Genomic DNA, 17,699 nt, shown 5'->3' on the forward strand with positions numbered 1-17,699 from the left:
CGGTCTCCCTCCGGGTCCCGGTGTCGGTCAGGGGCGCGCACGCGTCGGTGATCCGGTCGGCTCTCATCGACCCGCCCGGTACCCGCCGGTACCGGGCGGAAACGCATGGTGTGCCCCGGCTGCGCACCGATCGCGCTGTTTCCGGGGCCAGGGCGCGGGTACCCCGGCGCATCGCGTCCGATGCGGGAGACGGGAAGCGCCCAGGGGGCTGCGGGAAGCCGCGGCGGCGCCGGCGCGAACGGTCGCGGTACCCGTGGCCCACCCCGGAAAACCCCCCTCCGTTTCGCCGGGCGGGCCGGGGGTACCCACACTGCCGTGACCAGGGATGGAACCGCCGGGGGACTGACCATGGGGGTCGAGGAGGAGTTCCTCCTGGCCGACCCGACGACCGCCCGCACCGTGCCCGGTGCCCAGGCGGTACTGCGCCGCGCCCACCACGAGGCGTCCACCACCGACGGCTCCGGTTACAAGGCGGAGTTCCTCTCCAGCCAGGTGGAGTCCGCCACCGGTGTGTGCACCTCACTGGAGGAGGTCCGCAGGGATCTGGCGGAGGACCGCGCCCGGCTGGTGGACGCCGCCCGGGAGGAGGGTCTGCTGCTGCTGTCCTCCGGGGCCGCCGTGCTGAGCGACGGGCGCCCTCCGGTGGCAGAGGGGGAGCGCTTCCGCCGTATCTCGGAACTCTTCGCCGACATCGTGGACGACTACCAGGTGTGCGGCTGCCACGTCCATGTGGGCGTGCCGGACCGGGAGAGCGCGGTGGCCGTGGTCAACCGGGTGCGCCGCTGGCTGCCGACGCTGCTGGCGCTGTCGGTCAACTCCCCCTTCTGCGGGGGCCGCGACCGCGGCTACGCCAGCTGGCGCATGATGGAGCAGTTGCGCTTCCCCGCCTCGGGAATGCCTCCCCGCTTCCCCGACGCCGCCTTCCACGACGCCGAGGTGGAGCGGCTGGTGTCCTACGGCGCGCTGATCGACGACCGGATGAGCTTCTGGCTGATGCGCCCCTCGCCGTGGCTGCCCACGGTCGAGTTCCGGGTGGCGGACGCGGCTGCGACCGTCGACGACGCGGTGCTCCAGGCCGCGCTGGGGCGGGCCCTGGTGCGCCGGGCCCTGGCCGAGCTGGAGGCGGGGGTGCCGGAGCCGGAACTCGACGACCGGGCGGCCAGGGCCGCGGTGTGGGCGGCGGCGCGCTACGGACTGCGGGGCGACGGCGTCGATCCGGTCACCCGCGCACGCATGCCGGCCGGCGAACTGCTGGAGGCGCTGCTGCGGCACGTCGCGCCCGCCCTGGATGAGAGCGGCGACACCGAGGCCGTACGGCGGCTGCTGGAGGCGGTGCGCGAGGACGGCACCGGGGCCGAGCGGCAGCGGCGTGCCTGGGCGCGGGGCGGCCCCCGGGCGGTGGTGGAACTGCTGGCCGCCCAGACCGACGCGAGGGAACACAGGCGAGTATGACGACCACCACCGGTACGGCCGGCCCCGCCACCGGCGCCCCCTCGGGCGCCGTCACAGCGGAACTCCCCTCCCCGCGCGGTGCGTTGAGCGCAGCGGTGCTGGAGGCCCTGACCGCGCCGCCGCCCGCACGGCTGCCGTCGTCCCTCGGGGCGGCGGTGGGGAGGGCCGACCCGTACGGCGAGGACCTGCAACTGGCCCTGTACGTCTGCTACGAGCTGCACTACCGGGGCTTCGCGGGCGTGTCGGCCGAGTGGGAGTGGGATCCGGACCTGCTGCGGCTGCGCGCCGGTCTGGAGCGGGTCTTCCTGGCCGCCCTGCGCCGCGACACCCTCACCCGCGCCGATTCCGGCGCGGCCTCCGACACGGACGTGACCGCCGCGCTGGAGCCGCTGCTGGTGGAGCCGGCCGAGGGCGGCGGGGTGTCGGACTTCCTGCTGCACGAGGGCGAGTGGTGGCAGATGCGCGAGTACATCGCGCACCGCTCGGTCTACCACCTCAAGGAGGCCGACCCGCACGCCTGGGTCATCCCCCGCCTCGACGGCCAGGCCAAGGCGTCGCTGGTGGCGGTGGAGTACGACGAGTTCGGCGGGGGCCGCGGGGAGCGGGTGCACGCGCGGCTGTTCGCGGACCTGATGGCGGGCGCGGGCCTGGACCCGTCGTATCTGCGCTACCTCGACGATGTGCCCGCCCCGATCGTCGCGGGGGTGAACCTGATGTCGCTGTGCGGGCTGCACCGGGCCCTGCGCGGCGCGCTGGTGGGCCACTTCGCGGCGGCCGAGATCAGCACCGCGCCCGGCGCCCGGAAGATGGCCAGGGCGCTGGAGCGGATGGGCGCGGCGCCCGAGTGCGTGCTGTTCTTCACCGAGCACATCGAGGCGGACGCCGTGCACGAGCAGGTGATGCGCCGGGACGTCATCGGCGACCTGCTGGAGCGCGAGCCGGGGCTGGCCGCCGACGTCGTGTTCGGCGTCCGTGCCACCGAGCTGCTGGAGGAGCGTCTGGCGGACCATCTGCTGGGCGCCTGGCGGGCCGGCACCACCTCGCTGCGGCGCCCGCTGGACATCTGAGACCCGGTCGGGCGGGGTCCGGGAAGGGCCGAGGCGGGTCCGGGGGCGGCCGGCGGTCAGCCCCGGCCCTCCTCCGGGTCCGGGTCCTCCCCCGGGGCCGTGTCCGCGGGCCTCGGGCGGCGCTCCTTGCGGCGGTGGCCGGTGTCGCACCACGGGTAGCGGTGGCTGCGGCGGCAGGTGCACAGGGCGACCGTGAAGCGGTCCGAACGGGCGATACGGCCGTCCGGGAGGACGACCTCCACCGGACCCTCCACCAGCACCGGGCCCTCGGGGTCGATCACCACGCGCCGGGCGCGGCTCCCACCCGCGGGTTCAGGGGCGGTCGGCACGGACCACCACCAGTTCCTCGGTGCGCTGCCCCGGGGCGATCAGGCCCCGCTCCTCCAGCCAGGCGGCGCGCTCGCGCAGCACCGGGCCGAACGGGATGGTGGTGCGGGCCACCACCGAGGACTTCAGCCCCTGCTCACGCAGCAGACCCAGCGTCGCCCCGGTGCCGCACAGCCGGGAGTGGACCATCAGTATGGTGCCGCCCGGCGCCAGCAGCGAGGGCGCGTACCCGCACAGCCGGTCCAGCACCGCGCGGCCGTCCGGCCCGCCGTCCCAGCACATCGCCGCGCCCCTGCGGGGCAGTTCGCGCCGCGGGGAGGGCACGTACGGCGGGTTGGTGAGGACCAGGTCGAAGGGGCGCCCGTGCTCCGCCTCGGCCAGGGCGTCGGCGAGGTCGCCGCGCCGCACCGCCAGCGGCAGCCGGTGCAGCCAGGCGTTGCAGCGGGCGGCGAGCACGGCCCGGGGCGAGGCGTCCAGCGCCACCGCTTCGGCCGCGCCCATCCGCAGGGCGGTCATGGCGAGCACTCCGGTGCCCGTGCAGAGGTCCAGGACGCGGGCTCCGGGGGCGAGCGCGGCGTCGTGCAGCGCCTGCCCGAGCAGCCGGGTGTCGTCCTGCGGCGCGTACACCCCGGGGGGCCTGAGCAGCAGCATGAACACCGGATACCTCGTTCGCCGCTCCCCTAACGCGCCTGTCCGGGCGGCGGGCCGGGGACTGGTGCGACCCGAACCGGGGTACCCGGCCGTTCCCCTACGGAAGAGGTGAGGACCGATGAAGGCAGTGGTCTGGCACGGCCGGCGCGACGTACGGGTGGACGAGGTCCCAGACCCGGCGGTCCGCGAGCCGACGGACGCGGTGGTGCGGATCACGTCGAGCGGGCTGTGCGGCTCGGACCTGCACCTGTACGACGTACTGACCCCGTTCATGACGGAGGGTGACATCCTCGGGCACGAGCCGATGGGCATCGTGGAGGAGGTCGGTCCCGAGGTGCCGGACCTCTCCCCCGGCGACCGCGTGGTGATGCCGTTCCAGATCGCCTGCGGTACCTGCTTCATGTGCTCGCAGAACCTCCAGACCCAGTGCGAGACCACCCAGAACCGCAAGTTCGGCACCGGTGGCTCGCTCTTCGGCTACACCAAGCTCTACGGGCAGGTGCCCGGCGGCCAGGCCCAGTACCTGCGGGTGCCGCAGGCGCACTACGGGCCGGTCAAGGTACCCGAGGGGCCCGCTGACGACCGCTATCTGTACCTGTCGGACGTGCTGCCGACGGCCTGGCAGGCGGTGGCGTACGCGGACGCGCCCAAGGGCGGCTCGCTGGCCGTGCTGGGCCTGGGCCCCATCGGCGACATGGCGTGCCGGATCGCGCTGCATCTGGGTGTGGAGAAGGTGATCGGCGTCGACCTGGTACCCGAGCGGCTGGAGCGGGCCCGGGCGCGCGGTGTGGACGTGCTGGACCTCACCGAGCACGACGACGTCGCCGACGTCATCCGGGAGAAGACCGGCGGGCGCGGCGCGGACGCGGTCATCGACGCGGTGGGCATGGAGGCCCACGGCAGCGCGGTCGCCGAGGTGGCGCAGAAGTCGGCCGGGCTGCTGCCGAAGAAGATCGCCGAGAAGCTGATGACCACGGCGGGCGTGGACCGGCTGGCCGCCCTCCAGCTCGCCATCGACGCCGTGCGGCGCGGCGGAACCATCTCGATCAGCGGCGTCTACGGGGGGATGACCGACCCGCTGCCGATGCTCACCCTGTTCGACAAGCAGATCCAACTGCGTATGGGGCAGGCCAACGTCCGGCACTGGATCCCGGAGATCCTGCCGCTGCTGACGGACGAGGACGTGCTGGGCGTGGACGACTTCGCCACCCACCACGTGCCGCTGGAGAAGGCCCCCCAGGCGTACGAGATGTTCCGGAAGAAGGCCGACGGGGCGGTGAAGATCGTCCTGCGGCCGTAGGGCCCGACCCCTCCCCGCCCCCGGGTCCTCCCGGCGGGGCGGCGCGGGCCGGAGAACCGCATCCTCACGGCCCGCGCCGCCCTCCTCCCGCACTCCCCTCGCGCTCGCGCCTGCGGCGCACCAGGACGACGACCAGGTCGATCAGCCCCACCACCGCCAGCGCGGCGCAGATCCAGGCGATGGTGCGCAGCGAGTCCGCGCTGGGGCTGTCGCCCGGGCCCGAGTCCGCCGCCCAGAGGGCGAAGAACACCGTCCCGGCCAGGAAGACCGGGATGTACAGGACGGACAGCAGCAGCCGCAGTCCCAGCGCGCTGCGGGCCGTCACGGGTTCGGTGCCGGTACGCGACCGGCCGGGGATCCGCATGCGGGTGCACCTCCTCGGCTCCGGTTTCTCCGGGGTCCTCCGGCCGCGGCGGGTACCCGCCGCCGCTCCCGGCCATGCCGCCGCAGCGGGCGGCGCGGGGGACGGCGCGGCGCCGTTGCCGCGAGTCTCCGCCCGCTGACAGGGTTTCCGGAGTCCGAGCGTCCCCGGGATACCACGGAGGCTCCATGCCCGTCCGCGATGTCCGCCGCGCCCGTCGTCCCCGCTCCCCGCGCTCCCCGTTCCGCCGCCGCGCCGGTACCGCGGCGGCTCTGGTCCTGTCGTTGGCACTGGCGCTGCCGGCACCGCCGGCGGCTCTCTCGGCCTCCGCGGCGCAGACCGCCGGCACCGTCCGCGAGCCGCCGGCGAAGCGGCCCGTCGCCACCGGGTACGGCGGCGCGGTCTCCAGCGTCGACCCGTACGCCTCCCGCGCCGGTCTGGAGGTGCTGCGCGCGGGCGGCAACGCGGTGGACGCCGCCGTGGCCACCGAGGAGCTGCTGTCGGAGCGCTTCGCCGAGGAGCGGGCCTGCCTGATCGACCCGGGCCGGGCGCTGAACGGTCCACCGGCACCCGCCGACCCGCGCGACCCGGACTCGTGGGGCTGCTCCGCGGGCCAGGGCGGCGGCGAGGACCACGAGGGCCCGTCCACCACCCATCTGGTCACCGCCGACCGCTGGGGCGACGTGGTGTCGTACACGCTCACCATCGAGCGGACCGGCGGCTCGGCCATCACCGTGCCCGGCCGGGGCTTCCTGCTCAACAACGAGCTGACGGACTTCGACTTCACCCCTGTGCCGGGGGAGGTGGCGGGCCCGAACCTGCCCGGTCCGGGCAAGCGGCCGCGCAGCAGCATGGCGCCCACGATCGTGCTGGAGGACGGCCGTCCGCTGCTGGCGCTGGGCTCGCCGGGCGGCTCCACCATCATCACCACCGTGCTGCAGACCCTCGTCAACCGGATCGACCTGGGCATGACGCTGCCCGAGGCGGTCGCCGCGCCACGGCTGTCGCAGCGCAACACCACGGCCACGCTGGCGGAGCCGGCCTTCCTGGAGTACGCCGCCGAGCGGGCGCCGCTGGAGCGGCTGGGCCACCGGTTCGCCCTTCCGCCGCCGGCGTTCACCCCGTCGCCGGAGATCGGCGCGGTCGCCGCGCTGGAGGTCCTGCCCGACGGGCGGGTGCGGGCCGTCGCCGAGCCGGAGCGGCGCGGCGGGGGTTCGGCGATGGTGGTGCGCCCCTCCCGCCGTTAGCGGCCCCGGCACCGGTCAGGTCCCGCGCCCCCGTCCGCTCCCGCCCTCCTCGGCGTCCGGGGCGTCCGGGGGCGCGAGCCGCTCGGCCAGTTCGTCCACCGTGAGGGTGTGCCGTTCCACCGCGCCGGTGCGGTAGGCGACCCGGCCGACGACCTGCCCGAGGACGGGCACGGTGAGCAGCTGGAAGACCGCGATGAGCAGCAGCAGTCCGGCGTACGGCAGGGGCACCCGCAGGGCCGCCCCGATCAGGATGAGCAGCAGGCCCAGGTTCTGTGCCTTGGCCGCCGCCTGGAGCCGGGTGACGGTGTCCGGAAAGCGCACCAGTCCGACGGCCCCCAGCAGGCAGAAGGCGGCGCCGCCCAGCAGCAGGACGGCCGTGACGGCCTCCAGGACCGTGTCCACGAAGGCTTTCACCGCATGTCCTCCCGTTCCTCGGCGAGCCGCGCCGCCGTCACCGACCCGATGAAGCCGAGCAGTGCCAGCACGAGCAGGACGAGTACGGCCGAGGTGTACTCCCACACCGCCACGGCCACGGCGGCCCCGGCGACGATCGTCGTCACCAGGATCTCCACCGCCACGACCCGGTCCAGTGCGTGCGGGCCGCGCACCAGGCGGTGGACCACCAGCACCCCGGTGACCGAGAGCAGTGCCAGGGCCACGGTCGCGACCACGCTCACCCCGGCTCCTCCCCTCGCCCGTGTCCCCTCTCCCGCCGGTCCGGTTCCTTCCGCGTCCCGGCCGGGCCGATGGTCCGCACCACCCACCGTTCGGCCACCACGACCTCTTCGCGGCGGCGTTCCACCTCCAGGGCGTCGCGGGCGGGCAGCGCGTGGACGTACAGCCGCCGCCGGTCGCGGTCGATCTCCAGTACGAGGGTGCCCGGCGTCAGCGAGGCCATGTTGGCGGTGGCGGCGATCATCAGGTCGCTCTCCGACCGCAGCGGGACCTCCAGCACCGCCGCCCGCACCCGCGGGCCGCGCCGCACCGCCTCCAGTGCCACGGCGACGGCCGAACCGACCAGTCCGGCCAGCAGGTGCGCGGGGAGGAGGAGCAGCCACAGCGGGTGGAACCTCGCCCGCCGGGCGATCGCAGGCAGCGGGAAGAGGACCGCCACCAGCAGGGCCACCACAGCCCCGCCCACCAGCACGACCGGGCCCACCGATCCCCACAGCACGGTCCACAGCACCCACAGCCACAGGGCCAGGAGCCACTGCCGGGAGGTCCGGCGCGGAGGCCCGTCCCGGCCCCCCGGGGTGTTCGCGGTCCCGTCCGCCTGGTTGTCCGCCGGGCTCATCCGCCCCTCCTGTCCGGACCGCCGAGTACGGCCTCCTGGTACGTGCTGCGCTCCAGGAGGTCCACCGCGGCCCGTTCGCCGAGCCGTGCCAGCGGCCCGGCTCCCGCCGCCACCACCACGCCGATCAGCACGGCGCCGACCGTGGCTCCGAGCATCATCCGCACCCCGTCCATGCGCCCCCGCGCGGGAGGCGGGCGTTCCCCGCCGGCGGCGAACGCGGCCCGCCACACCCGGGCCATCACGTACAGGGTGAGGAGACTGGTGACCAGGGCGGCGGCCAGCAGGGCCAGAACGGCCGCGCCGCCCTGCGCCACTCCGGCCTGGAGCAGGGTGAGTTTGGCCACGAAGCCGGACAGCGGCGGAATCCCGGCCAGGCTGAGGGCGGCGAGCGCGAACAACCCGGCCAGCAGCCCGGGCGGCGGTGCCGCCCGGGCCAGCCGGGACAGCGCGGCGCTGCCGCTCCAGCTCACCACCAGGCCGGCGATCAGGAACAGCGCGGCCTGGGCCGCGATGTGGTGGACGGCGTACAGGACGGTCCCGGTGAGTCCGTCGACGGTGTACAGCGACAGCCCGAAGAGCATGAACCCGATGTGGCTGACCAGCACGAAGGACAGCAGCCGGTTGACGTCGTGCTGGGCGACGGCGCCCACGATGCCGACCAGGAGCGTCAGCGCCGCCGCGACCAGCAGCGGGGTCCAGGTCTCCGAGCGCGGGAAGAGCAGGGTCTGGGTGCGCACCATGGCGTACAGGCCGACCTTGGTCAGCAGTGCCGCGAGCACGGCGGTGATCGGCGCCGGGGCGGTCGGATAGCTGTCCGGCAGCCAGAAGTGGAGCGGGACCACGGCGGCCTTGATGCCGAAGACGATCAGCAGCAGCAGGCTGAGCACGCTGCGGATCCCCTCGGGGAGCCCGGGGACGCGGTCACCGAGGTCGGCCAGGTTGACCGTGCCGGTGGCCGCGTAGATCAGCCCGATCGCGGTGAGGAACAGCAGCGAGGACAGCAGGCTGGTGATGGTGTACGTCATCCCGGCCCGGATGCGGCCCGCCCCGGCACCCAGGTTGATCAGTACGTAGGAGGAGGCGAGCATCAGCTCGAAGGCCACGAACAGGTTGAACAGATCGCCGGTGAGGAACGCCAGCGCGACCCCGGCCACCAGCAGCAGGTACGCCGGGTGGAAGGGTGTGCGGGGCAGGTCGCCCTCGGCGGTGCCCTGGCCGATGGCGAAGACCAGCACGGCCAGCGCCACCGCCAGCGCCACCAGCAGCAGCAGCGCCGACAGCCGGTCCGCGACCAGGGAGATCCCGGCCGGTGCCGGCCAGCCTCCCACGGAGAGCACCAGCGGACCGCGCCGGTCGGCGAGCACCAGCAGTACGGCGGAGACGGCCAGCACCCCCGCCAGGGTGCCGCCGCCCAGCAGCCGCTGGGCGGCGGCGCTGCGCCACACGGCCAGGGACAGGCCCGCGGCCAGCACGGGCAGCAGTACGGGGGCGATCAGCAGCCAGTCGGTCACGACTCCAGCACCTCCTCCCCCACCCTGCGGTCCTCGACGTCGTCGCGGACCTCGTCGTGCCCCTGAAGCCGCCAGCTTCGGTAGACGAGCGCGAGCAGCAGGACGGTGACGCCGAAGGTGATGACGATGGCGGTGAGCGCCATGGCCTGCGGCAGCGGGTCGGCGAACGTCTCCGGCGCGTTCCCCTCCCCGGTGATGGGGGGATCGCCCGGCGGGCCCGCGGCCAGCAGCACCAGCAGGTTGGTGCTGTGGCCCAGCACCAGGAAGCCGAACAGCAGGCGCATCAGGGAGCGTTGCAGCAGCAGGTGGAAGCCGATGGCGAACAGGCCGCCCACCACCAGGGCCGTCGTCAGGTCGAGTGCTCTCATCAGGCGTGGCTCCCGGTCGCGTTGGCTGGGGTGTCGGGTGTGCCGCCGGGCTCCGCGGCGGCTTCCTCGGGCATCTCCTGCGCGGGGCCGACCGCGGACAGCAGTTTCAGGCAGACGCCGGTGACCAGCAGGTACACCCCGGTGTCGAAGACCAGGGTGGTGGTCGCCTCCAGGTGACCGAGTACCGGCAGCGTCACGCTCACGAGCGCGCCGCCCAGCGGTTCGCCGCCGAAGGCCAGCGGAGCCAGTCCGGCGGTCGCCGCGAGGGCCAGCCCGCCGCCGGCCACCAGCCGGGGGTCGAGCGGGACGGCGAACGCGCTGTCGGCGCGACCGCCCACCAGGTAGCGCAGGGTGAACGCCTGTCCGGCCACCAGCCCTCCGGCGAAACCGCCGCCGGGGCGCAGGTGCCCGGAGTAGAGCAGGTAGAGCGAGAGCACCATGACGGACGGGAACAGCAGCCGGGTCAGGACCTCCAGCAGCAGAGAACGGTCGTGGGCGGGCAGTTCCCGTGCCTCGGGCAGCCACTGCTCGTGCGGCAGGGACCACCGGGCGGTGGGCTCGTGGCGGTCCGCGGCCGACGGCCGGGCCCGGATGGTCACGGCCCTGCCCCCCAGCACCCCGATCAGGGCGCCCACCCCGATCGCCGTCACCAGCAGCACGGCGATCTCACCGAGGGTGTCCAGGGCACGGAAGTCCACGATGATGGCGTTGACGACGTTGTGGGCCCCGGCCTCCTTCACGTGGTCGGTGTAGAACCCGGACACGGCCGGCTCCCGGCGAACGGTGGAGACGGCCAGGGCGAGGATCGCGACGAGCGTGCCGGCGGCCGTGGCCACCGCCAGGCGCAGCCGGCGTACGCGGTACGAACCGGTCCGGGCGCCGAGTTCGGCGGGCAGTCCGCGCAGCACCAGCACGATGATCACCAGGGTCAGCGTCTCGATGAGGAACTGGGTGAGCGCCAGATCCGGGGCGCCCTGGACCAGGAACAGCCCGGCGACCCCGTAACCGACCGCGCCGGCCAGCAGGGTGGCCGCCAACCGGTGCCGGGCGGCCGCGAGCGCCAGTGCCGTGATCAGTACGACGACCGCCAGCGGCACCTGGACTGCCGAGCTCCACAGCGGCGGGGCGGGCAGTGGGACGTCTCTCAGCAGCAGGGCGGCCCCGGGCACCAGCAGCACGGTCACCAGCAGCACGGTGAGGTAGACCGGCAGGGAGCCGACCTGGGTGCGGCGGGTCAGCCACACGGCCGCCCTGTCGAGGCCGCGCACCGTGCGCCGATAGCCCTCCTGCGCGTCGGGGGCGCGGGGCGCGCGGTCGCGGAGCGCGGCCAGGGCGGGGCGCAGGCGGTACAGCAGGACGCCCGCGATCTGCGCGGCGACGGACAGCGCGAGGGCGGCACTCGGCCCGTGCCAGAGCGCGAGGTGGTACGGGGCCAGGTACAGCGGCAGTTGCGCCGCGTAGAACTCGGTCAGGATCTCGGTGCCCTGGTACCACACGCCCAGGACCAGGGTGGCCGCCACCAGGGCGGCGGCGGGCACGGCCATGCCGAGCGCCCGGTCGCCGGGATCCTCCTGCGGTGTCGGCTCCGCGCCGGCCCGGCTCGCGAAGGCCCCCCACAGATAGTGGACGGCGTAGGCCACGGTGAGCGCGGAGCCGGCCACCAGGGCGGCCAGCACCCACTCCTCGCCCGCACCCGAACCGTACCGGGCCGCCTTCCAGAAGGTGTCCAGGTACGCCTCGTGGCCCAGGTAGCCGGCCAGCGGCGGCAGTCCGGCCATGGAGGCGGCTGCGAGGGCGGCCAGTGCCAGCAGGACCGGCCTGCGGCGGCCCAGGCCGGAGAGCCGGCCGATCTCGCGGGTGCCGGTGTGGTGCTCGACCAGGCCGGTGATCAGGAACAGCGACGCCTTGAAGGTGGCGTGCGCCAGCAGCATCACCTCGCCGGCCAGCGCGGAGTTGCGGGTGCCGTAGCCGAACAGTGCGATGAGCAGCCCGAGTTCGCTGATGGTGCCGTAGGCCAGGACGCGCTTGAGGTCGCTCTCCCACAGTGCCCGCCAGGCGCCGACGACCAGCGACAGCAGGCCGACGGTCAGCACCAGGGGGCGCCAGGGCTCGGTGTCGGCGAAGCCGGGCGCCAGCCGGGCCGTCAGATACACGCCGGCCTTGACCATGGCGGCTGCGTGCAGGTAGGCGCTCACGGTGGTGGGCGCGACCATCGCGGCGGGCAGCCAGCCGTGCAGGGGGAACTGCGCCGACTTGGTGAAGACGCCCACCAGCACGAGCACCAGCGCGGCGGGGACGTATCCGCCGTCCGGCGGGTCGGCGACCAGTTCGGAGATCCGGTAGGTGCCGGCCGTCTCCCCCAGCATCACGAAGCCGAGCAGCATCGCCAGACCTCCGCCGGTGGTGACGACCAGGGCCTGCTGGGCCGCCTCGCGGTGCTCCCGCGTCCTGCCCCGGCCCGCGATGAGCAGGAACGACACCACGGTGGTGAGTTCCCAGAAGACGTACAGGACCAGCAGGTTGTCGGCGGTGACCAGGCCGAGCATGACGCCGGCGAAGGCGAGCAGCAGCGCGGACTCGCGGCCGTGTCCCTCGGAGGTGTAGCGGGCGCCGTAGATCAGGACGGCGGCTCCGACGCCGCTGACGATCAGCGTCATCAGCAGCGAGAGCGCGTCCAGCCGCAGGACGACCTCCAGGCCCAGCGAGGGCGCCCAGCCGAAGTGCTCCACGGGCGCCTCCCCGTCGAGCACGGAGGGGGCGAGCGCCGCCGCCCAGACCAGCGTGGCCAGCGGCACCGGGGCGGCCACCCACCACACGGCACGTCCGGCACGCGGCGCGAGGGCGGGAAGGACGGCGGCCACGGCGGCGTGGGCGGCGATCAGAACCAGCAAGGGCACTCCCGGATGAACCGCGCATGGGCGAACAGAGCGTACATAAAGGGACGTGTACCGCGTGGCTGTACACCCGTTCGCGGCGCGGTCGCGCCGGGGGCCCGGGCCGGGAGTGCGGGGCCGGGTGGCGCGGTGTCAGCCCTCGGCCCGCGCACACACCTCGCACAGCGCCCGGCGGGCCTCCGGCGTCTGGGTGACCTGGCCCATCCCCCGCGGCTCGCTGACGAGCTCGGACTCGATCCGCAGGTGTTCGGGGCACAGGCCCAAATGGCAGCGTGAGCACACCGCGACGGCGGTGGTGGTGCGGTCCCGTGTCAGGCACTCGTAGCAATTCATGGCCTCGGTCCGTTCTCGTCCAGTACGTGGCCGCGCAGCCCCAGCGACTCCTCCAGTTCACGGATTCGCGCGTCCAGCCGTTCGGCCCGGCCGGCGCGCTCGTAGGGGGTGGGCGGAGGCCTCCCCGTGATCACCAGTGCGGCGCAGCGGTAGAAGAGGTACGCCGGTACGACGACCGGCCAGGCCGCGCCGTACAGGAACGCCGTCGACGCGGTGGCCGACTGGCACTGCCGCCGGAACCGCTCGACCGGGTCCTCGTCGGTGTGCCAGTCGCGCTCCAGCTCGATGGCCCGGGCCCGTTCGATGCCGTACGCCACACGGGCCGCCAGAAGGGCGACCGACACACAGACCGTTAAAAGCAGCAGCAGGCCGACCAGCACGCCGCACCATCCCTCCTTCCGCACTTCGCGCAGTACCCGGGGCGAAGGGACGGAAACACCGGGTGTGTACCGGTTCCGGACTTCCGGCGGGCGGGGCGGGAGGGGAGGAGCCCGGCCGTTTCCCCCCGGAGGGTGCGGGTACTCCGCGCCGGGCCACAGCGCATGCCGTGAGGAGGAGCGAGATGGCTGGACGGGGCACATCGCCCGGCGCCGTCGCGGAGGAGGACGTGGTGGCCCTGCTGACGCGTCGGCACGACGAGATCCGGGAGCTGTTCGACGCGGTGGAGAACGCCGCCGCCGGCGACGACAGCGGCGGCGGGTGCCGGGCGGCGTTCCGGCGGCTGGTACGGCTGCTGACCGCGCACGAGACCGCCGAGGAGGAGATCGTCCACCCGTACGCGCGCGGCGCCGTCGAGGGCGGCGAGGAGATCGTCGCGGCGCGCCTGGCGGAGGAGCGGCGGACCGGGCGGGCGCTGCTGCGGCTGGAGTCGGTGGACTGCGCGGGCCCCGGCCGGGCGGCCTTCCTGCGGGAGTTCGCGGCGCTGCGCGAGGAGGCGGAGGCCCACGCGCGCGCCGAGGAGCGGTACGAGTTCCTCCCCCTGGCTGCCGGGAGCGACCCCGAGTGGCGCAGGGCTATGGCCCGGGCCGTGCTGGCCGCGGAGTCGGTGGCGCCCGCACGCCCGTACCCGGCCGCGGTCCCGGGCGGCGAGGACTCCGCGGAGGGCCCGTTCGCCGCGGTGGTGGACCGGGCCCGGGACGCGCTGCGCCGGGAGGAGCGGTGACCGGGGCGCCGGCCGGGACCGGCGCGGGCGCAGGCGCGGACCGCCGCGCGGAGGACGGTCTGCGCGTGGTCGTCCTGGGCGCGACCGGCAATGTGGGCACCTCGGTGGTGCGGGCCCTGGGCGACGACCCGCGGATCGGCTCGGTGCTCGGCGTCGCCCGCCGCACGCCGCTGTGGACGCCGCCGAAGACCGGGTGGGCGAGTGCGGACATCGGAGCCGGCGGCGACGGCGAGGACCCGGCCGGGCTGGCCGCCGAGGAGCGGCTGACGGACCTGTTCCGGGGCGCCGACGCCGTGGTCCACCTGGCCTGGCTGATCCAGCCCACCCACGATCCGCTGGTCACCTGGCGCACCAACGTGCTGGGCACCGCCCGGGTGCTGCGCGCGATGTCGGCGGCCGAGGTGCCCGCGCTGGTGTACGCCTCCTCGGTGGGCGCCTACTCCCCCGGTCCCTCCCGCCGCGCGGTGGACGAGACCTGGCCGACCCACGGCGGCCGGCCGGACGCCGCGTACTGCCGGGAGAAGGCGTACGTGGAGCGGCTGCTGGATGGTTTCGAGCGCGACCACCCCCGGGTGCGCGTGGTGCGGATGCGGCCGGGTTTCCTCTTCAAGCGGGAGGCCGCGAGCGAGCAGCGCCGGCTGTTCGCCGGCCCGTTCCTGCCGCAGCGGCTGGCCGGACTCGGCGCGGTGCCGGCCGTACCCGCCCTCCCGGGGATGCGCTTCCAGGTGCTGCACACCGACGACGCCGCCGAGGCGTACCGGCGCGCCGTCCTGAAGCCGGTGCACGGCGCCTTCAACCTGGCCGCCGGACCGGTGGTGGACGCCTCCGTACTGGCCGGCGTGCTGGGCGCCCGCGTCGTACGGGTGCCGCTGGGGCCGGTGCGGGCCGCGGTGGGCGCGGCGTGGCGGCTGCGGCTGGTGCCCGCGCCGCCGGAGCTGCTGGACGCGTTCCTGCGGCTGCCGGTGATGGACTGCGAACGGGCGGCCGGGGAGCTGGGCTGGCGGCCCCGGCTGTCGGCGCAGGAGGCGCTGCGGGAGCTGCTGCACGGGATGCGCGAGGTGGCGGGGGCGCCCACCGCTCCGCTGGCGCCCGTCGTGGCGGGCGGGCGCCGGCACGAGATCGCCACCGGGGTGGGCGGCCGGGCCTGACCCGGCCCGCCCGCCCCCGGCCACCGCCGCGGGCTGCCGTCACCCGCCCCGCCGTACGCGCCCGGCACCGGTGCCGGACACCGCCGGCGCGGTTCCGGCCTCCGGCCGCAAAAGCCGCGCCAGTGCGCCGCCCTGGTCCCGGTCGGGGGCGCGTCCGAAGGCGTGCCCCCGACGCCGGGCGGCGGCCCGGCCCTCGGTCAGGCACCACCGCCACCAGCGGTCCAGCTCCTCCGGGGTCAGCCGCTCGGCCGGGACCAGGGCGGGCCACCGGTGCACCCGAGCCTGGGCGGTCACCTTCGCGCCCCCGGCCACCGGGTCGACGGCCAGGGCCGGGGCCCCGGCCCGCAGGGCGAGCACCAGGCCGTGCAGCCGGTCGGTGACCACGACGTCGAGCCGGGCCAGTACGGACTGGAGCTGGGCGGAGGTGCCGCACAGTCGCCAGTCGCCGTCCGCCAGACGGGTGTCCAGCTCCACCCGGGCGCAGTCGGTCCGCGCCAGCCACCCGGTCACCCGGCCGGCGACCTCCTCGTGGCGGCGGCGCCCGCCGTACTCCCCCTGCCCGCGGGTGAGGATCACGCCGGCCACCGGGGCGGCGGGCGCCGCGGGCGCGGCGGCGGCCAGATCGGCGGTGGGCCGCACCCCCTCGGCGTCGCGCGGCAGCACATGGTGGAAGCCGCGCACGGCGGGATCACGGGGGTCGATGACCGACACGCCCACGGCGACGCGCACGCAGTCCGGGTAGCGCTCGTGGAGCCGTGCGACCTGTGGTCCGTGCAGCGGGCCGCAGACGAAGACCACATGGGTGTACCGCGCCGGGTCCGCGTCCTCCAGGTGCGGCCCGTCCGGACGGAAGCCCGGGCTCCAGGCGGTGTCGTGGGGTATGCCGGAGCGGTCCAGGACCTCGCGGACGCGCTCCAGTGCCAGCACGTCACCGGCCGTGACCTCGCCGTGCAGGAAGGAGAACCAGCCGGTGAGCAGTACTCTGGGCGCCCCCGCCGCCCCGGCTGTTCCGGTCGCTCCGGGTGTTCCGGGTGTTCCGGGTGTTCCGGGTGTTTTCGGTGCCTTCATCCGGGGACCCGGGGTCACAGCGCCACTGCGTAGGCGATGAAGAACCCCGCGACGACCACGGCCAGGATCAGCAGCAGGGTCAGTGGCACCGGACCCCATCCGCTGGGTGTGTTGGCGTTCTGGTCCGGGGCGCCCGCGGACGTGCTGCTCTCGCCGGGCGGCGTCTCGCCCGGCGGCACTCCGCCGCCGCTCTCGAGGCCGGCCGACCGCCTGGGGTCCGGATCCGGGTGCGTTTCGCTCATGGTCTCCGAGTACGCAGCGGGCCGTCCCCTTACACCGGCTCCGGGGGACAAAAGCGGGGAACGAGAGGAAGAGGTTGCCGATGATGGGTGAACGTGACCGGCGGCGGGCCGTGGTGACCGGCGGTGCCGGGTTCGTGGGCTCGCACCTGTGCGAACGCCTGCTGGACGACGGCCTGGCGGTGACGGCCGTGGACAACCTGCTCTCGGGGTCCGAGGGCAACCTCGCACACCTGCTCGGCCGGGACGGATTCGCCTTCGTGCGGCGCGACGCCTGCGCGCCGCACGCCCTGGCGGACCTGCCCGGCGGGCCTTTCGACCTGGTCTTCCACCTGGCCTGCCCCGCCTCGCCCGCGGACTACCTGCGGCTTCCGCTGGAGACCCTGGAGACGGGCAGCAGCGGCACCCGCAACGCCCTGGAGCTGGCCGCGCGCGACGGTGCGCGGATGGTGCTGGCCTCCACCTCCGAGGTCTACGGCGACCCGCGCGAGCACCCGCAGCGCGAGGACTACTGGGGGCATGTCAACCCCGTCGGCCCGCGCAGTGTCTACGACGAGGCCAAGCGGTACGCCGAGGCGCTGGTCACCGCCCACCGGGGGGCGCGCGGCACGGACACCGCGATCGTGCGGATCTTCAACTCCTACGGCCCCCGGATGCGCGCCGGGGACGGCCGCGCCGTGCCGACCTTCGTACGGCAGGCCCTGGCGGGCGAACCGCTGACGGTGGCCGGGGACGGCAGCCAGACCCGTTCGCTGTGCTACGTCGACGACACCGTGGCGGGCATCGTCGCACTCGCCGGGAGCGGCCTGCCAGGGCCGGTCAACATCGGCGGTGAGGAGGAGACCACCGTCCTGGACATCGCCCGCCGGATCGTCAAGCTCACCGGCTCGGCCTCACCGGTCGCCTTCGTCGAGCGGCCCGGTGACGATCCCGCCCGGCGCTGCCCGGACACCTCCCTGGCCAGGCAGAAGCTGGGCTGGACACCGCGCGTGGGCTGGCAGGAAGGGCTGGAGCGGACCATCGACTGGTTCGCCCGCCGGGCCGCCGTCTGAGCCGCCGTCTGAGCCGCCGCCCGCGCCGGGGCCCGAACCGCGGCCGGGCGCCGTCCCGTCCTCCCGGGCCGGACCGCGCCCGGCCCTTCTCCGCGCTCTTCCCGGGCGCGTCTCCGTCACCCGTTGGAGTCAGTTCCCCCGTACAGAGTCGACCTGCGGCGTTTGGCATCAACGCCGGCGGTAACCACGGACGCCACGGCATCCCCAGGGGCGTCCGGACGCACC

Annotated in this window: 19 protein-coding genes and 1 pseudogene; 7 read left to right on the top strand and 13 right to left on the bottom strand. The window is 75.0% G+C overall.

Annotated features, from left to right (window positions below):
- Positions 1–315: 315 nt before the first annotated feature.
- Both ACGRHY_RS03640 and ACGRHY_RS03645 read left to right on the top strand, forming a co-directional pair.
- Entirely contained in the window at positions 316–1,452 is a 1,137-nt protein-coding gene (locus ACGRHY_RS03640) for a carboxylate-amine ligase (protein WP_394633935.1), read from the top strand.
- Entirely contained in the window at positions 1,449–2,519 is a 1,071-nt protein-coding gene (locus ACGRHY_RS03645) for an iron-containing redox enzyme family protein (protein ID WP_394633936.1), read from the top strand. The genes ACGRHY_RS03640 and ACGRHY_RS03645 overlap by 4 nt, the downstream gene beginning before the upstream one ends.
- A 56-nt stretch (positions 2,520–2,575) precedes the next feature.
- Here ACGRHY_RS03645 and ACGRHY_RS03650 read toward each other — a convergent pair whose 3' ends face one another.
- Positions 2,576–2,803 (bottom strand): CDGSH iron-sulfur domain-containing protein, encoded by a 228-nt coding sequence (locus tag ACGRHY_RS03650; protein ID WP_394633937.1) that lies wholly within the window; start codon positions 2,801–2,803, stop codon positions 2,576–2,578.
- A 28-nt stretch (positions 2,804–2,831) separates the two neighbouring features.
- Positions 2,832–3,497, bottom strand: a complete 666-nt coding sequence (locus tag ACGRHY_RS03655) for a HemK2/MTQ2 family protein methyltransferase (protein WP_394633938.1) — start codon at positions 3,495–3,497, stop codon at positions 2,832–2,834.
- A gap of 118 nt (positions 3,498–3,615) precedes the next feature.
- Here ACGRHY_RS03655 and ACGRHY_RS03660 point away from each other — a divergent pair, with 118 nt between their 5' ends.
- Complete coding sequence (locus tag ACGRHY_RS03660) at positions 3,616–4,797, top strand: zinc-dependent alcohol dehydrogenase (RefSeq protein ID WP_394633939.1); 1,182 nt, start codon at positions 3,616–3,618, stop codon at positions 4,795–4,797.
- Positions 4,798–4,861: 64 nt separating this feature from the next.
- Here the strand turns inward: ACGRHY_RS03660 and ACGRHY_RS03665 are convergent, their stop codons facing one another.
- Positions 4,862–5,161, bottom strand: a complete 300-nt coding sequence (locus ACGRHY_RS03665) for a DUF6343 family protein (RefSeq protein ID WP_394633940.1) — start codon at positions 5,159–5,161, stop codon at positions 4,862–4,864.
- Positions 5,162–5,637: 476 nt separating this feature from the next.
- Here ACGRHY_RS03665 and ACGRHY_RS03670 point away from each other — a divergent pair.
- A pseudogene (locus ACGRHY_RS03670) lies at positions 5,638–6,405 on the top strand (gamma-glutamyltransferase); the annotation flags it as partial.
- Positions 6,406–6,420: 15 nt separating this feature from the next.
- Here the strand turns inward: ACGRHY_RS03670 and mnhG are convergent.
- From mnhG to ACGRHY_RS03710, 8 genes are all read right to left on the bottom strand, one after another.
- Complete coding sequence (mnhG, locus tag ACGRHY_RS03675; protein ID WP_394633941.1) at positions 6,421–6,819, bottom strand: monovalent cation/H(+) antiporter subunit G; 399 nt, start codon at positions 6,817–6,819, stop codon at positions 6,421–6,423.
- Complete coding sequence (locus tag ACGRHY_RS03680; protein WP_394633942.1) at positions 6,816–7,082, bottom strand: MrpF/PhaF family protein; 267 nt, start codon at positions 7,080–7,082, stop codon at positions 6,816–6,818. The genes mnhG and ACGRHY_RS03680 overlap by 4 nt, the downstream gene beginning before the upstream one ends.
- The gene (locus ACGRHY_RS03685; protein ID WP_394633943.1) at positions 7,079–7,699 is read right to left on the bottom strand and encodes a Na+/H+ antiporter subunit E; all 621 of its coding nucleotides are present in this window, start codon (positions 7,697–7,699) and stop codon (positions 7,079–7,081) included. The genes ACGRHY_RS03680 and ACGRHY_RS03685 overlap by 4 nt, the downstream gene beginning before the upstream one ends.
- Positions 7,696–9,210 (bottom strand): Na+/H+ antiporter subunit D, encoded by a 1,515-nt coding sequence (locus tag ACGRHY_RS03690; protein WP_394633944.1) that lies wholly within the window; start codon positions 9,208–9,210, stop codon positions 7,696–7,698. Before ACGRHY_RS03690 ends, ACGRHY_RS03685 begins: the two co-directional genes overlap by 4 nt.
- Positions 9,207–9,578 (bottom strand): Na(+)/H(+) antiporter subunit C, encoded by a 372-nt coding sequence (locus tag ACGRHY_RS03695; protein WP_394633945.1) that lies wholly within the window; start codon positions 9,576–9,578, stop codon positions 9,207–9,209. Before ACGRHY_RS03695 ends, ACGRHY_RS03690 begins: the two co-directional genes overlap by 4 nt.
- Positions 9,578–12,469, bottom strand: coding sequence for a Na+/H+ antiporter subunit A (locus tag ACGRHY_RS03700; protein WP_394633946.1), 2,892 nt, complete (start codon positions 12,467–12,469; stop codon positions 9,578–9,580). The genes ACGRHY_RS03695 and ACGRHY_RS03700 overlap by 1 nt, the downstream gene beginning before the upstream one ends.
- A 135-nt stretch (positions 12,470–12,604) precedes the next feature.
- The gene (locus tag ACGRHY_RS03705) at positions 12,605–12,805 is read right to left on the bottom strand and encodes a DUF2180 family protein (RefSeq protein ID WP_394633947.1); all 201 of its coding nucleotides are present in this window, start codon (positions 12,803–12,805) and stop codon (positions 12,605–12,607) included.
- Complete coding sequence (locus ACGRHY_RS03710) at positions 12,802–13,185, bottom strand: hypothetical protein (protein WP_394633948.1); 384 nt, start codon at positions 13,183–13,185, stop codon at positions 12,802–12,804. The genes ACGRHY_RS03705 and ACGRHY_RS03710 overlap by 4 nt, the downstream gene beginning before the upstream one ends.
- Positions 13,186–13,367: 182 nt before the next feature.
- On the opposite strand from ACGRHY_RS03710, the gene ACGRHY_RS03715 reads away from it, so the two are divergent.
- Both ACGRHY_RS03715 and ACGRHY_RS03720 read left to right on the top strand, forming a co-directional pair.
- Positions 13,368–13,967 (top strand): hemerythrin domain-containing protein, encoded by a 600-nt coding sequence (locus tag ACGRHY_RS03715; protein ID WP_394633949.1) that lies wholly within the window; start codon positions 13,368–13,370, stop codon positions 13,965–13,967.
- Positions 13,964–15,115: an NAD-dependent epimerase/dehydratase family protein gene (locus tag ACGRHY_RS03720; RefSeq protein ID WP_394633950.1), complete on the top strand. Its 1,152-nt coding sequence runs from the start codon at positions 13,964–13,966 to the stop codon at positions 15,113–15,115. Before ACGRHY_RS03715 ends, ACGRHY_RS03720 begins: the two co-directional genes overlap by 4 nt.
- Positions 15,116–15,154: 39 nt before the next feature.
- Here ACGRHY_RS03720 and ACGRHY_RS03725 read toward each other — a convergent pair whose 3' ends face one another.
- Both ACGRHY_RS03725 and ACGRHY_RS03730 read right to left on the bottom strand, forming a co-directional pair.
- A complete protein-coding gene (locus ACGRHY_RS03725) occupies positions 15,155–16,183 on the bottom strand; it encodes a polysaccharide pyruvyl transferase family protein (RefSeq protein WP_394633951.1) in 1,029 nt (342 codons plus the stop codon).
- A gap of 14 nt (positions 16,184–16,197) precedes the next feature.
- On the bottom strand, positions 16,198–16,425 hold the full coding sequence (locus tag ACGRHY_RS03730; protein ID WP_394633952.1) for a DUF6480 family protein: 228 nt from the start codon (positions 16,423–16,425) through the stop codon (positions 16,198–16,200).
- An 83-nt stretch (positions 16,426–16,508) separates the two neighbouring features.
- Here ACGRHY_RS03730 and ACGRHY_RS03735 point away from each other — a divergent pair, with 83 nt between their 5' ends.
- Complete coding sequence (locus tag ACGRHY_RS03735; RefSeq protein WP_394637912.1) at positions 16,509–17,474, top strand: NAD-dependent epimerase/dehydratase family protein; 966 nt, start codon at positions 16,509–16,511, stop codon at positions 17,472–17,474.
- The last annotated feature ends 225 nt before the right edge of the window (positions 17,475–17,699 follow it).

This window comes from Streptomyces shinuiensis (genome assembly GCF_043660855.1).
Classification (GTDB): domain Bacteria; phylum Actinomycetota; class Actinomycetes; order Streptomycetales; family Streptomycetaceae; genus Streptomyces.

Excerpts from the sequence above, each read along its gene's own strand:
- ACGRHY_RS03645 (WP_394633936.1), top strand. The coding sequence starts at position 1,449 with ATGACGACCACCACCGGTACGGCCGGCCCCGCCACCGGCGCCCCCTCG.
- ACGRHY_RS03655 (WP_394633938.1), bottom strand. The coding sequence starts at position 3,497 with ATGCTGCTGCTCAGGCCCCCCGGGGTGTACGCGCCGCAGGACGACACC.
- ACGRHY_RS03660 (WP_394633939.1), top strand. The coding sequence starts at position 3,616 with ATGAAGGCAGTGGTCTGGCACGGCCGGCGCGACGTACGGGTGGACGAG.
- ACGRHY_RS03665 (WP_394633940.1), bottom strand. The coding sequence starts at position 5,161 with ATGCGGATCCCCGGCCGGTCGCGTACCGGCACCGAACCCGTGACGGCC.
- ACGRHY_RS03685 (WP_394633943.1), bottom strand. The coding sequence starts at position 7,699 with ATGAGCCCGGCGGACAACCAGGCGGACGGGACCGCGAACACCCCGGGG.
- ACGRHY_RS03695 (WP_394633945.1), bottom strand. The coding sequence starts at position 9,578 with ATGAGAGCACTCGACCTGACGACGGCCCTGGTGGTGGGCGGCCTGTTC.
- ACGRHY_RS03705 (WP_394633947.1), bottom strand. The coding sequence starts at position 12,805 with ATGAATTGCTACGAGTGCCTGACACGGGACCGCACCACCACCGCCGTC.
- ACGRHY_RS03715 (WP_394633949.1), top strand. The coding sequence starts at position 13,368 with ATGGCTGGACGGGGCACATCGCCCGGCGCCGTCGCGGAGGAGGACGTG.
- ACGRHY_RS03725 (WP_394633951.1), bottom strand. The coding sequence starts at position 16,183 with ATGAAGGCACCGAAAACACCCGGAACACCCGGAACACCCGGAACACCC.
- ACGRHY_RS03730 (WP_394633952.1), bottom strand. The coding sequence starts at position 16,425 with ATGAGCGAAACGCACCCGGATCCGGACCCCAGGCGGTCGGCCGGCCTC.
- ACGRHY_RS03735 (WP_394637912.1), top strand. The coding sequence starts at position 16,509 with ATGGGTGAACGTGACCGGCGGCGGGCCGTGGTGACCGGCGGTGCCGGG.